The organism is Bradyrhizobium campsiandrae, from assembly GCF_014529705.1.
GTDB lineage: Bacteria > Pseudomonadota > Alphaproteobacteria > Rhizobiales > Xanthobacteraceae > Bradyrhizobium > Bradyrhizobium campsiandrae.
Genome location: NZ_JAANIH010000086.1, coordinates 1 through 12,931 on the forward strand (window position 1 = coordinate 1; position 12,931 = coordinate 12,931).

Sequence of the window (12,931 nt, forward strand, 5' to 3'; positions counted from 1 at the left end):
CGAGATGATCCTTCAGCCAGGAGAGGGTGAATTTCATGGCTGTGTGCCTCGGCTCTTGTCGGTTGAATTGCTTTGCTCGGTGTCAGTGTTCCCTCCCCCCTTGTGGGGGAGGGTCAGGGAGGGGGGTGAGCCGCGGGCTCCGGCAGAAGCTGCCGGGCGGATCGCCTCAACAACTCCCTCGAGGTTCGATATCACCTGCTCATTGGTGAAGCGCAGAACTTGAAAGCCCTCAGCGGCGAAGAACGTGTCGCGACGCTGATCTGCCTTTTGCCGCTCTTCGAAGTCGTGCGATTCTCCGTCAAGCTCGATGATGAGCTTCGAGGAGAAGCACACAAAGTCGGCGACGTAGTTTCCGATCGGCGTTTGGCGACGGATGCCAAGACCGTTGATGCGGTTGGCTTTCAGGTAGCGCCACAGCAGTGTTTCAGCGCGCGTCATCGTCCGGCGAAGTTGCTTCGCCCGGCTGCGCTGACGCTCGCTCACAACTGCGTGCGGCATCCGCGGCTACCCCCCTCCCTGACCCTCCCCCACAAGGGGGGAGGGAACGGAGAGAGCCTTTGCGGACTGACATTCTCGTTCGACGGTCACAAGCTCAGCCCTCCAGCCAGTGTCGGCACCTCCAGCGGCTTGAAGCCGTAATGGCCGAGCCAGCGGACGTCGCTGTCGAACAGCTGGCGCAGATCGGCGATGCCGTATTTCAGCATGGCGATGCGGTCGATGCCCATGCCCCAGGCGAAGCCCTGGTACTCGTCGGGATCGATGCCGCAGGCGCGCAGCACGTTCGGATGCACCATGCCGCAGCCGAGAATCTCGAGCCAGTCCTCGCCCTCGCCGAAGCGGATTTCGCCCTTGTCGCGGCGGCACTGGATGTCGACTTCCAGCGACGGCTCGGTGAACGGGAAGAACGAGGGCCGGAAGCGCATGTTGATGTGGTCGACCTCGAAGAACGCCTTGCAGAACTCGTGCAGGATCCATTTGAGGTGGCCGAGATGCGAATGCTTGTCGATGACGAGGCCTTCGACCTGGTGGAATTGCGGCGTGTGGGTCGCGTCCGAGTCGATGCGGTAGGTGCGGCCCGGGCAGATCACGCGGATCGGCGGCTTCTGGCTCAGCATCGTGCGCACCTGCACCGGCGAGGTGTGGGTCCTCAGCAGCATGCGCGAGCCGTCCTCTTTCGGATGGAAGAAGAACGTGTCGTGCATCTCGCGCGCCGGATGGCCTTCCGGGAAATTCAGCTTGGTGAAGTTGTAGTCGTCGGTCTCGATGTCGGGGCCTTCGGCGACCGAGAAACCCATGTCGGCGAAGATCGTGGTCAGCTCGTCCCAGACCTGGCTCAGCGGATGGATGCGGCCGGCATCAGTCGCAGCATCGCGTAAGGGCAGCGTGACGTCGACGGTCTCGGATGCGAGCCGCGCATCGAGCGCGGCGGACTTCAGCACGTCGCGCCGTGCGGTGAGCGCCTCGGTGACCTTGTCCTTGGCCTGGTTGATCGCCGCGCCTTGCGTCTTGCGCTCATCGGGCGACATCTTGCCGAGCGTGGCGAGCAGCGCCGAGATCGAGCCCTTCTTGCCGAGCGCAGCGACGCGCACCGCTTCGAGCGCGGCTTCATCGGCCGCAGTGGCGATCTGGTCGAGGATGGATGTTTCGAGCGTTGCGAGGTCGGACACAGGCAAATCCTTGGCTCCAAATTCGGCTGGGTTGTCGCCGCCCGAAGGGCGTAACGTCAAGCGAAAAGCCGGTTATTTCGGCCTCCGAGCGGCTGGGTTGAACCTCGCGCGGGGACCCGGCACCAAGACAGGATACGAGGAGACCGTTGCGATGCTTTCGAAATCCGCTCTTGCCGCTTCTCTTGCCGCTGCGGCCATCGTTCTGTCGGCCGCCGGCCCGGCACGCGCCATGGTCTGCATGGATAAATCCATGACGCTGGACGAGGTTGCGGACACCATCAGCAGCCAGAAGAGCTGCGAAAGCGCGATGAAGGTGTTCAGGGATTGCGAACTGACCGCAAGCGGCGACGTCGAGCTCGGCGCCGCCGTCGAAAAGAAATGCGAGGCCGACTTCAAGCCCGGCCTGAATGCGTCGCAGACCCAGGCCTACAAGCGCGAGATGCACGCATGCGACATCAAGTACCGGAACAAGTCCGGCACCATGTATCTCTCGTTCACGGCATTCTGCCGGGCGGAGGTCGCCCAGCGTTACTCTGAGCGCGCGCTGAAGGCTGCGGGCACGAAGGCCCGCTAGTGCTGGCCGTATCAGACAGCCAGAGCGGCCTTGGCCTTCTCGGCGATCGCCTGGAACGCCGCGGGCTCGCTGATCGCGAGATCCGACAGCACCTTGCGGTCCACGGTGATCCCAGACTTGGCCATCCCATCGATAAATCGGCTGTAGGTCAGGCCGAACGGGCGGACGGCAGCGTTGATGCGCTGAATCCAGAGTGCCCGGAAGGTGCGCTTCTTCCGCTTGCGGTCGCGGAAGGCGTATTGCTGGGCCTTCTCCACGGCCGGCTTGGCGGCGCGGATGGTGTTCTTGCGGCGGCCGTAGAAGCCCTTGGCGGCCTTGTAGACTTTCTTGTGCTTGGCGTGGGCGGTCACACCGCGTTTGACGCGAGACATGACAAGATCCTTCGAAAGATGACTTAGGTTTCGGATCGCCGCGAAGCCGCGGCGGAGATGGCAATGATCGTGGAAGCGATCAGGCGTTCGGCAAGAAGTACTTCTTGACGTTGTCGCCGTCGGTCTTGAACAGCACAGCGGTGCCGCGAAGCTGACGGATCTGCTTCTTCGTCCGCTTGATCATGCCGTGACGCTTGCCGCGATGGGCGAACATCACTTTGCCGGTGGCAGTCACCTTGAAGCGCTTTTTAGCGCCCGATTTGGTCTTCAGCTTGGGCATTTGGCTCTCCTAATGGCCGAAGAAAACCGCCCGCGAAGGCGGCGTGGCCGTCAAAATGCTCGTTAGAGCGTTGATTGTGCTCAGGTTTTAGCGAACAAGCGCGAAACCCGCACGGAACACCGCCACGGCAGCCCTAAATCAGCCGGGCGATGAAGGCCGGGCTTATGACAGAGAACGGGAGAAATGGCAACGATGAACCGGTGGAACATGGCCGCCGACTATTCGGGATTGATACTCTCATCTCCTAGCCGCATCGCCCGGAGCAGGACCAAAATGGCCTATTTTTCCCAGTCGATTTTCTCTGTTGTCGCTCGTCCCCGCTATCTTGCGCTGTTGGCCGTGCTCGCCGCGGCCGCTCTCCCCTCGACCGCCGATGCCCGCGTCGGCAGCTATGACGGCGTCTGGAACGTCACCTTCGCCACCACCCGGGGAAATTGCAGCTCGGGCTACAGTGTTCCCTTCACCGTCACAGGCAGCCGGGTGTCGTCCGCCGGCGGTGGCCGGGTCTCGGGCAGGGTCAATCGCGGCGGAGCCGTCGCGGTCCAGGTCTCGGTCGGCGCCTCCCATGCCAGCGGCGGCGGCCGGCTCGGCGGCACTGTCGGCGCTGGCTCGTGGCGTGGCGTCATTTCGGGCGACCAGTGCAGCGGCACCTGGCAGGCGACACGGACCTGAAAAACAAAACGGCCCGCCGGATATCCCCGGCGGGCCGTTGAAATTTCGGCTGTCGCGCGTCAGCGCGGCGCCAGCACCATTACCACCTGACGGCCCTCGAACCGGGCGTCCTGCTCGACCTTGGCGAGTTCGGCGACGTCGGTCTTGATCTTGTCCAGCAGCTTGGTGCCGATCTCCTGGTGCGCCATTTCGCGGCCGCGATAGCGCAGGGTGATCTTGACCTTGTCGCCTTCTTCGAAGAACCGCAGCATCGCGCGCATCTTCACGTCGTAATCGTGGTCGTCGATCATCGGGCGGAGCTTGATCTCCTTGATCTCGACGGTCTTCTGCCGCTTGCGGGCTTCGGCGGCTTTCTTTTGGGCGGAATACTTGTACTTCCCGTAGTCCATGATCTTGCAGACGGGAGGGCTGGTATTCGGCGAAATCTCGACGAGATCCATGCCGGCCTCCTGGGCCATGCGAATGGCGACGACCGTCTCGACCGTGCCTTTGTTGTCACCGGTCTGATCGATGAGCTGGATCTGCGCGTTGCGAATATCATCATTGATGCGCGGCCCGTCTTTTGCGGAAGGGGCCGGGGCTCTATTGGGACGGCGAATGGGTGGTTCTCCAAGGCTGTGGAAGGAAGCGGCTATTTTGAAGGAAGATACTGGTGCCGGCAAGCAAGTCGCCCGTGCGAGGAGTGAAAAACCCTCAAATGCGAGGCATTTTGGTCACGCCCATCGGCACGGTGCTCGACATAGACACCTTGCCCCCGTTCCGCAAGCGTCCCAAACGGACAATGCCAATATAGGTGGCGTCACGGAATGCGCGGCCTGAGACCTCAAACCCCACAGCAAGAGTAAACGTTCCATGACCTCAGCTATTCCCGATGCCGTGCTCGACTTCATCGATGTTGGCGAGGGTCCGTCGGCGCGCAGGATCGCGGTGCGCCACCGCGCCGGAAACGGGCTCGATCAAGGGCCTGGCCTCGTCTGGCTCGGCGGCTTCAAGTCGGACATGCAGGGCGGCAAGGCGGTGGCGCTCGATGGCTGGGCCGCACAACATGGCCGTGCCGTGGTCCGGTTCGACTATTCCGGACATGGTGAATCCGGCGGCAATTTCGCCGACGGAACCATCGGCAGCTGGCTCGAGGACAGCGTCGCGGTATTCGAGCGCTTCTGCACCGGTCCGCAGATCCTGATCGGCTCCTCTATGGGCGGCTGGATGGCGCTGCTGCTCGCGCGCGAGATCAAGAAGCGTTCCGGCAAGGCCTCATTGGCCGGCCTCGTGCTGATCGCGCCGGCGCCCGATTTCACCGAAGAGCTGATGTGGAAGAATTTTTCGCCCGTGGTGAAGCAGGAGATCGAGACCAAGGGCTTTTGGCTCAGGCCATCCGAATATGGCGACGGCACGCCCTATCCAATCACGCGCAGGCTGATCGAGGAGGGACGCAATCATCTCGTGCTCGGCGGCGCCATCGACCTCGGCTGTCCCGTCCGCATCTTGCAAGGCGCGCAGGACCCCGATGTGCCGTGGCAGCACGCCTTCGCGCTGACGCATCGCCTGCCGGCCGACGACGTCGTGCTCACCCTGATCCAGGACGGTGATCACCGCCTGTCGCGGCCGCAAGACATCGCGCGCATTCTTGCCGCGGTGGCCGAGATCGGGTGAAACTGTTGCACAACACCCGCCTTCGCGGGGCATGACAGCAATGGGACGGGAGAAACGCCAATGACCACCATCGCCATGCTGCGCGCCTTCTGCGACGCCGTCGAGCAGCGCAACGGCCGCGCCTTCGCCGACCTCTTCACCGAGGACGGCGTCTATCACGACGTGTTTTACGGCGCCTTCGAGGGACGGACAAAAATCGCCGCGATGGTCGATGACTGGTTCTATCGCACGGCGACGGATTTCCGCTGGGACATGCACGACCCCGTCACCAACGGCACCACGCTTTATGCGCGCTACACCTTCAGCTACGAATCAACCCTGCCGGAAGCGAGCGGCGCACGGGCGATGTTCGAGGGCGTCGCGATCATGACGCTGCGCGACGGCAAGATCGCCGGATATCACGAGGTCGCCAACACGGCGCCGGCGTTCGTCGATCTGAAGTTTGCGCCGGAGCGTATCGCGAAGATCGTCGCCAAGCAGGGCGCGGAGCTGAAGGCGCGGCCGGAGATGAAACGGCATCTGGAATGACGGCGAGCCCTACCGCTTCGACGGATTCGCCATCGGCTTGCGCTGCGCCAGCGCGGCGACCGTCGCGGTGCCGATCGCGCCCTGCTCGTCATAGAGCCAGCATTCGCCGATCGCGACGCCATCCGTGGCCTGGTGATTCACCACCTCGAACCCGATCCAGTTCGTCACCGGCAGGCGGTGCAGATAGATCGTGACGTCGCTGTTGATGTAGCCGAGCCCCTTGTCGCCGGCATTGGCAAACGGGCTGGCGAAATCGGCGCCGGTGGCGACATGGACGAACGGCGTCATCGGCACGCCTGCAACGAGCTCGCGAACCTCGCTCATCCAGAGCCGGCGTGGGCCAAGCGAGCCCATATGGCCGACAATGGGACGCGTCGTCCATTTGCCGTTCATGCCGAGCCTGGGATCGGTCGGTTTTGGAATGTCCGATGGCTTCGGCACGTCCCAGTTCGGCGGTGACCAGATATTGCCGTCGGGATTCTGCGTTTTGCGCAGCAGCTGGCACGACGCCCGCGCCATGCTGACGCCGCCGGAGAAGAACTCCGCCTCCACCACGCGGATGCGCAGGCCGTCCCGCACCAGCCGCGTCGTCACTTGAATTGGCTTGTCGATGGTCGGCAGCCGGAACATGTCGACCGTGAGTCGCGCCGGCACGAATTCAGGGCCGGAATGGCGCTCCTCGATGGCGAAACCGAGCAGGCCGACGATGACGCGCCCGTGCAGCGATTTCGGATCCCATGGGCCGTTGGCCACTTCCGTCGGATGGAATGTATCGCCGTCGCGGGTGAAGAAAGCCATGTTTGTTGTCATGGGCGGACCTTGAAGGAACGCGCGGGGAAATCAAGCCCGCCACTCTTCGCGCACGCGCTCGTCGGACTCGTTGCTCAACGCGACCGACCTCATCGCCGCAAACTCATCCCGCGACACCAACTGCCCCAGCGCCCACACCGCGGCGCCACGCACCAGCGGGCTCGCATCGTCGAGCAATCGCCGCGCCTCCTCTGCGAGCGCAGCCTCGCCGGAATTGCCAATCGCAATCAGCACATTGCGCAGGAAGCGATCGCGGCCGATGCGCTTCACGGGTGACTTCGCGAACAGCGCGCGAAATGCAGCGTCGTCCAAACGCGCGAGCTCGGCAAGACCAGGCGCCCGCAACTCATCCCGCGCGGCGAGTTTTGCTTCGCGTCCCTCCTGCGCAAACTTGTTCCACGGGCACGCCGCGAGGCAATCGTCGCAGCCATAGATGCGATTGCCGAGGGCCTTGCGAAACTCCTGCGGGATCGGTCCCTTGTTCTCGATGGTCAGATACGAGATGCAGCGCCGCGCATCGAGCTTGTAGGGAGCCGGGAATGCCGAGGTCGGGCAGATGTCGAGGCAGGCCCGACACGAGCCGCAATGATCGGTCTCGGCGGCGTCGCGCGGCAGCTCGAGCGTGGTGTAGATCGCGCCGAGAAACAGCCACGAGCCGAATTCGCGCGAGACGAGGTTGGTGTGCTTGCCCTGCCAGCCGAGATGCGCGGCCTGCGCCAGCGGCTTCTCCATCACCGCGGCGGTGTCGACGAACACTTTGACTTCTGATGGCGCGGTCGCGACCAGCCAGCGCGCCAGCGCCTTCAATCGCTTCTTGATGAGGTCGTGATAATCGTCGCCCTGGGCATAGACCGAGATCGCCGCGCGCGTGCGCTGCTGCAGGATCGTGAGCGGATCGGAATCAGGACCGTAATTGACGCCGAGCATGATCACCGAGCGCACCTCCGCCCACAGCCCGCGCGGATCGAGGCGGCGCTCCGGCTGCGCGGCGAGCCAGTCCATGTCGCCATGGCCGCCCGAGGCGATGAATTCGAGGAAATGCGCGGCGGCCTTCTCGATCGTGCCTGATGCGGTGATGCCAATGCAGTCGAAGCCGAGCGCGTGCGCCTCGCGCGAAAGCCGAGCCTTCAGTTCCCCCGGATCGGAGTTCAGAAATCGAGGTCCACGTAGGTCCGCGAGGCCGGCACGCCCGCCAGCCATTCGCTCAGCAGCGGACGGAACGACGGGCGGGATTTCACCCGCGCGTACCACGCCTTTGCCGCGTCGTCCTCGCTCCATGGCACGTCGCCCAGATAGTCGATCGCCGAGAGATGCGCCGCGGCGGCGAGATCCGCGTAGGTGGGCCGGTCGCCGGCCAGGAAGTTACGGGTCTGCGCCAGCCAGCCGATATAGGCGAGATGATAGCGCACGTTGGCCTTGGCGGCGCGCATCACGTCGGGTGAAGGCGGGCCGCCGCCATTGTCCTCGCTCATGAAGCGCTTGTAGATGCGCTCGGTGACGAGCGGGTGCGAGACTTCCTCGAAGAATTTTTCGTTGAACCAGGCCATCAGCCGGCGCACCTCGACGCGCTCGGCGATCGTCTCCGGCATCAGGCGCTTAGGTCCCATCTCGGCGCCATAGGCCTCGTCGACATATTCGGCGATGATGGCCGCGCCCGGAATCGGCGGCTGTTCATCGTCCACCAGGACGGGCGTCGTGCCGGCCGCGTTGAGCAGCAGAAATGCCTCGCGCCGTTCCCAGCTACGTTCCTCGACCAGCTTCAGTTCGAGCCCGTATTCGCCCGCGATCAGGCGGATGAAACGCGAATGCGGACAGAACGGATGATGAAACAGCGTAAACATGAAGCCTTTGACTATTTGATGGTGCTTAAGAATCCATCAATGTTTGTGCGGCGCCACACTAGTCCTTCAAATCAGCGAGGCAAGGACGCGTTAGCGCATTTTGCGATTGCGAGCGAGGGACGAATAGGCGAGAAGAACCCCGCTTTTCCAGCGGAAATGGACCGTAAATATGTCAGATACAATACGGGCAGTGATCCTTGGCATCATCGAGGGTGTGACCGAGTTCCTTCCCGTATCCTCGACCGGCCATCTCCTGCTCGCGGAACGCTTCTTCGGCCTCGGCGAGGGCGCCTTCTGGGATTCGTTTACGGTTTTGATCCAGTTGGGCGCGATCCTCGCGATCGTCGGGCTCTACTTCAAGAAGCTGTGGGATGTCGCGATCGGCATGTTCACGGGCGATGCCTATGCGCGCCGCTTCGTGATCGGCGTGCTGGTGGCGTTCCTGCCCGCTGTCGTTGTCGGCCTCATCGCCGGCAAATACATCAAGAGCGTGCTGTTCAACCCGTGGGTCGTCTGCTTCACGCTGATCGTCGGCGGCGCCATCCTGCTCTGGATCGACCGGCTCGATCTCAAGCCGCGCGAGCATGACGCCACCAAGTTTCCGCTGCTGATGTACCTCTATATCGGCATCGCGCAGTGCGTGGCGATGATTCCGGGCGTATCGCGCTCCGGCGCCAGCATCGTCGCCGCCATGTTGCTCGGTGCCGACAAGCGCGCGGCGGCGGAGTTCTCGTTCTTCCTCGCCATCCCCACCATGATCGGCGCGTTCGCCTACGACTTCTACAAGAACCGCTCGGAGATGACGATGGACCACATGGGCATCGTCGCGATCGGCTTCGTGGTGTCGTTCATCACCGCGATCATCGTGGTCAAGACGTTCCTGGAATACGTCACCCGCCACGGCTTTGCGGTGTTCGCCTGGTGGCGCGTCATCGTCGGCACGCTCGGCCTGATCGCGCTGGCGCTTGGCCGTTAACCTTTGCTGACGCGCCTCAACGCAATATCAGCTTTTCGCCGCTAGGCAGTTCCCTGGAGCGGGCTGGCCCGCGAGCGGAGCTGAACGATGACGGCAGTCAGCGGCTGGGGGCGCTTCCCGGTCGTCGATAGCGAAGTGGTGCGGCCGCGCTCGTTCGGGGCGGTGGCCGAGGCTGTCGTCGCCGGCTCGGTGGCGCGAGGCAACGGCCGCGCCTATGGCGATGCCGCAATCGGCGCCGTCAGGACCATCGGCATGACCGGGTTCGACCGGATCAGGTCGTTCGATCCGGCGACCGGCCGCATTCGCGTTGAGGCTGGCGTGCTGCTGTCCGACCTGATCGACACCTTTGGCCCGCGCGGCTTCCTGCCTTTCGTTGTTCCCGGCACGCGCTTCGTCTCGGTCGGCGGCGCCATTGCCGCGGACGTTCACGGCAAGAACCATCATGGCGAGGGCGGTTTCGGCCGCTATGTCGACAGCATCCTGCTGCGCACAGGGGCGGGCGAAACCATCGAGATCTCGCGTGAGCAACATTCCGACGCGTTCTTCGCAACCGTCGGCGGCATGGGCCTCACCGGCGTGATCCTCGAAGCCACGATGCGGCTGCGTCCCGTCGTATCAGGCTGGATCCGCGAGCGCGTGATTGCGGCGTCCGATCTCGATGCCGCGATGCGCGCGCTCGAGGCCAGCAACTCTTCGACCTATTCGGTGGCGTGGATCGATTGCGTGGCGCGCGGGCGCGATCTCGGCCGCTCGCTGATCTATCTCGGTGAGCATGCCCGCACCGACGAGCTTCCTGAAGCCGCCGATCGATTTCCCGTCGGCGGGAATCCCGGGCTCGCCGTCCCCGTCGACCTGCCGTCGATGACGCTGAATCGCTTTGGCGTCCGCGCCTTCAACGAGATCTACTACCGCATGGGCGCAAGGCGTGCCGGCAGCGAGCACGTGGTCTCGCTTTATCCCTATTTTTTTCCGCTCGACAGCATAGCCGGCTGGAATCGCATCTACGGCCGGCGCGGCTTCGTCCAGCATCAATGCGTGATTCCGGAAGCTGCCGCGCGCGCCGTGCTCGGCGACATCCTCGATCGTATCTCGAAGCGAGGCGATGCCTCGTTCCTCGCGGTGCTGAAGAAGCTCGGCCATGGCGATGGCCTGCTGTCGTTTCCGCTGCCGGGCTACACGCTGGCGCTGGATTTCCCGGTCAAGGGCGACATCCTGAATTTCCTAGACGAGATCGATCGTCTCGTCGTCGCCGCCGGTGGCCGGCTCTATCTCGCCAAGGACGCGCGGCAATCGCGCGCGACCTTCGAGGCCGGCTATCCCGCGTTGTCGCGCTTCAAGGCGATCCGCAAATCGCTCGATCCCGCCGGCAACATCCGCTCGAAACTGTCGCAACGCCTGTTCGATGAGGTTTAAGCCGTGACGTCACGCAAATCCGTTCTGGTGCTCGGTGGCTCCTCCGATATCGGCCGCGCCACGGCGCGCGCCTTTGCCAAGGCGGGTTACGATGTCGCCCTCGCCGGCCGCGATGCCGCGGCGCTTTCGCCTGACGCCGCCGATCTGCACGCACGCTACGCGATCGAAGCGAGCACGCAGGTCTTCGACGTGCTCGACATCGCTTCCTTCGAGAGCTTTGTCGCCGGCCTTCCCGCTTTGCCCGACGTCGTCATCTCGATCGTCGGTCTGTTGGGCGTGCAGCAAGATGCCGAGAGCGATCTCGTCCACGCCACCACGATCATGCGTTCCAACTATGAGGGACCGTCGCTGATCCTCGGCCTGTTTGCGCAAAAATTTCTCGGCCGCGGCCACGGCACTGTTGTCGGCGTGTCGTCGGTGGCCGGCGATCGCGGCCGCGCCTCGAACTATGTCTACGGCTCGGCGAAGGCAGGCTTCTCCGCCTTCCTCTCGGGCCTGCGCGCGCGTGCCAGCCGCGGCGGCGTGCACGTCGTCACGGTCAAGCCCGGCTTCGTGCGCACCAAGATGACCGAGGGCATGAAGCTGATCGGCCCGCTCACCGTCGAGGCGCCTGTCGTCGGCGATGCGATCCTCGGCGCCGTCGAGAACAAGACCGACGTCATCTATGTCAGCGGCATCTGGCGACTCGTGATGCTGATCATCAAGACGCTGCCGGAGGCGGTGTTCAAGAAACTGAAGTTTTGAAATGCCGCCGCACTGACGGTGCGCTCCCTCGCCCCGCTCGTCCCACAAACTCGTCATGCCCGGGCTTGTCCCGGGCATCCACGTCTTGCTGCAATTGCGGATACGCGTGGATGGCCGGGTCAAGCCCGGCCATGACGGCGGAGAGAGTGGGGCTCACACGCCCATGCGCTGGAACTGACCCTGCGGGCGGAAGCGCCAGAGATATTGTGGGGCGATCGCTTCCAGCGAATCGGCCGTGATGCCGAGGCCTTCCAGCGTCAGGCCGGCGGCCTTGGCCGCATCCGATACGACATTGTCGCGCTCGAGCAGCGTCACCTGGTCCGGCGTCAGCTTGAACGCGCCCGGGGCGAATTGCAGGAAGGCGGCCTTGAGGCGCGCGAGGCCGAACGACAGCGGCACCAGCATCCGCTCGCGGTCGGTGATCTCGAGGATCGCCTCGATGATCTCGCGCATGGTCAGCACTTCCGGGCCGCCGAGCTCGTAAGTCGCGCCCGCCTTGGCCTTGCCGTCGACCGCGTCCGCAATCGCGGTGGCGACGTCGCCAACATAGACCGGCTGCATCTTCGTCTCGCCGCCGATCAGCGGCAGCACCGGCGACATCCGCGCCAGGGCCGCAAAGCGGTTGGTGAACTGGTCCTCGGGGCCGAACATCACGGAGGGACGGAAGATCGTCGCCGACGGCACGGCAGCCGTCACCGCCGCCTCGCCGGCCGCCTTGGCCTTGGCATAGCGCGAGGGCGAATCGGCATCGGCGCCGATCGCCGAGACATGCACCAGGCTGGCGCCTGCGGCGGCAGCCGCCTTGGCGACGGTCTCGGCGCCCTTGGCCTGAACGGCGTCAAACGTCTGGGCGCCCCCCTCAGCGAGGATGCCGACCAGGTTGATCACGACGTGCGAATCACGCACCGCCGCCTCGACTGATCCAGGGTAGCGCAGGTTCGCCTGGATGGTGTGGACCTGGCCGACCTTGCCCGAGGGCTGGAGGTATCCGGCGAGTTCCGGCCGCCGCACCGCAACCCTGACGCGGTAATCCCGCCGGCACAGCGCGCGGACCACATTCCGGCCCAAAAACCCCGATCCGCCGAAAACCGTGACGAGCGTTTCCAGATTCGATGCCATGGCTGCGTTCCTGCGGAAGAGATGCGTGATATCAGGCTTGTATCGGCCCGGTTTGCATTGCGCAATCGGCATCCAGAACCATGAATTGACAACGGCGTCACCGAACCGTAGTAACCGCCTCCGTGCCCCAAACGGCATGCCCAGGTGGTGGAATTGGTAGACGCGCTGGCTTCAGGTGCCAGTGGCTTAACGGCCGTGAAGGTTCGAGTCCTTTCCTGGGCACCATCTCGTTGAGATGTGCTTGATTTCGTTGGTGTGTCTCTAACAACGCGGGGCGTTCGCC

Annotated in this window: 16 protein-coding genes and 1 tRNA gene; 8 read left to right on the top strand and 9 right to left on the bottom strand. The window is 64.0% G+C overall.

Annotated features, from left to right (window positions below):
* Nucleotides 1-33: 33 nt before the first annotated feature.
* Entirely contained in the window at nt 34-498 is a 465-nt protein-coding gene (locus G8O24_RS38075) for an endonuclease domain-containing protein (RefSeq protein WP_188107645.1), read from the bottom strand.
* Between the two features lie 86 nt (nt 499-584).
* Nucleotides 585-1,667: a phenylalanine--tRNA ligase subunit alpha gene (pheS, locus tag G8O24_RS38080; protein ID WP_188107646.1), complete on the bottom strand. Its 1,083-nt coding sequence runs from the start codon at nt 1,665-1,667 to the stop codon at nt 585-587.
* Nucleotides 1,668-1,818: 151 nt separating this feature from the next.
* Between pheS and G8O24_RS38085 the strand changes: the two genes are divergently transcribed.
* A complete protein-coding gene (locus G8O24_RS38085) occupies nt 1,819-2,241 on the top strand; it encodes a hypothetical protein (protein WP_188107647.1) in 423 nt (140 codons plus the stop codon).
* 11 nt (nt 2,242-2,252) lie between these two features.
* Here the strand turns inward: G8O24_RS38085 and rplT are convergent, their stop codons facing one another.
* Nucleotides 2,253-2,612: a 50S ribosomal protein L20 gene (gene rplT / locus G8O24_RS38090; protein WP_188107648.1), complete on the bottom strand. Its 360-nt coding sequence runs from the start codon at nt 2,610-2,612 to the stop codon at nt 2,253-2,255.
* 79 nt (nt 2,613-2,691) lie between these two features.
* Entirely contained in the window at nt 2,692-2,892 is a 201-nt protein-coding gene (gene rpmI, locus G8O24_RS38095; protein ID WP_008143958.1) for a 50S ribosomal protein L35, read from the bottom strand.
* A gap of 273 nt (nt 2,893-3,165) precedes the next feature.
* On the opposite strand from rpmI, the gene G8O24_RS38100 reads away from it, so the two are divergent.
* A complete protein-coding gene (locus G8O24_RS38100) occupies nt 3,166-3,564 on the top strand; it encodes a hypothetical protein (protein WP_188107649.1) in 399 nt (132 codons plus the stop codon).
* A 59-nt stretch (nt 3,565-3,623) separates the two neighbouring features.
* On the opposite strand, the gene infC is transcribed toward G8O24_RS38100, so the two are convergent.
* Nucleotides 3,624-4,163, bottom strand: a complete 540-nt coding sequence (gene infC / locus G8O24_RS38105; RefSeq protein WP_188107676.1) for a translation initiation factor IF-3 — start codon at nt 4,161-4,163, stop codon at nt 3,624-3,626.
* A gap of 253 nt (nt 4,164-4,416) precedes the next feature.
* Between infC and G8O24_RS38110 the strand changes: the two genes are divergently transcribed.
* Nucleotides 4,417-5,217: an alpha/beta hydrolase gene (locus G8O24_RS38110; RefSeq protein WP_188107650.1), complete on the top strand. Its 801-nt coding sequence runs from the start codon at nt 4,417-4,419 to the stop codon at nt 5,215-5,217.
* A 60-nt stretch (nt 5,218-5,277) separates the two neighbouring features.
* The gene (locus G8O24_RS38115) at nt 5,278-5,745 is read left to right on the top strand and encodes a nuclear transport factor 2 family protein (RefSeq protein WP_188107651.1); all 468 of its coding nucleotides are present in this window, start codon (nt 5,278-5,280) and stop codon (nt 5,743-5,745) included.
* Nucleotides 5,746-5,754: 9 nt separating this feature from the next.
* Here G8O24_RS38115 and G8O24_RS38120 read toward each other — a convergent pair whose 3' ends face one another.
* Genes G8O24_RS38120 through G8O24_RS38130 form a run of 3 tightly spaced genes read right to left on the bottom strand, consistent with a single transcriptional unit; the run spans nt 5,755 to nt 8,396 of the window.
* Nucleotides 5,755-6,543 carry an acyl-CoA thioesterase domain-containing protein gene (locus G8O24_RS38120; protein ID WP_188107652.1) on the bottom strand — a complete coding sequence of 263 codons (789 nt, stop codon included), beginning with the start codon at nt 6,541-6,543 and terminating at the stop codon, nt 5,755-5,757.
* A 42-nt stretch (nt 6,544-6,585) separates the two neighbouring features.
* On the bottom strand, nt 6,586-7,755 hold the full coding sequence (gene queG / locus G8O24_RS38125) for a tRNA epoxyqueuosine(34) reductase QueG (RefSeq protein ID WP_188107653.1): 1,170 nt from the start codon (nt 7,753-7,755) through the stop codon (nt 6,586-6,588).
* On the bottom strand, nt 7,704-8,396 hold the full coding sequence (locus G8O24_RS38130) for a glutathione S-transferase family protein (protein ID WP_188107654.1): 693 nt from the start codon (nt 8,394-8,396) through the stop codon (nt 7,704-7,706). The genes queG and G8O24_RS38130 overlap by 52 nt, the downstream gene beginning before the upstream one ends.
* A 169-nt stretch (nt 8,397-8,565) precedes the next feature.
* Between G8O24_RS38130 and G8O24_RS38135 the strand changes: the two genes are divergently transcribed.
* From G8O24_RS38135 to G8O24_RS38145, 3 genes are all read left to right on the top strand, one after another.
* Nucleotides 8,566-9,372: an undecaprenyl-diphosphate phosphatase gene (locus G8O24_RS38135; protein ID WP_188107655.1), complete on the top strand. Its 807-nt coding sequence runs from the start codon at nt 8,566-8,568 to the stop codon at nt 9,370-9,372.
* Nucleotides 9,373-9,459: 87 nt separating this feature from the next.
* A complete protein-coding gene (locus G8O24_RS38140; RefSeq protein WP_188107656.1) occupies nt 9,460-10,785 on the top strand; it encodes an FAD-binding oxidoreductase in 1,326 nt (441 codons plus the stop codon).
* 3 nt (nt 10,786-10,788) lie between these two features.
* Nucleotides 10,789-11,529 (top strand): SDR family oxidoreductase, encoded by a 741-nt coding sequence (locus G8O24_RS38145; RefSeq protein WP_188107657.1) that lies wholly within the window; start codon nt 10,789-10,791, stop codon nt 11,527-11,529.
* A 153-nt stretch (nt 11,530-11,682) separates the two neighbouring features.
* On the opposite strand, the gene G8O24_RS38150 is transcribed toward G8O24_RS38145, so the two are convergent.
* On the bottom strand, nt 11,683-12,648 hold the full coding sequence (locus tag G8O24_RS38150; RefSeq protein WP_188107658.1) for a complex I NDUFA9 subunit family protein: 966 nt from the start codon (nt 12,646-12,648) through the stop codon (nt 11,683-11,685).
* Between the two features lie 138 nt (nt 12,649-12,786).
* On the opposite strand from G8O24_RS38150, the gene G8O24_RS38155 reads away from it, so the two are divergent.
* Nucleotides 12,787-12,873, top strand: a tRNA-Leu gene (locus G8O24_RS38155).
* Nucleotides 12,874-12,931 lie beyond the last annotated feature (58 nt).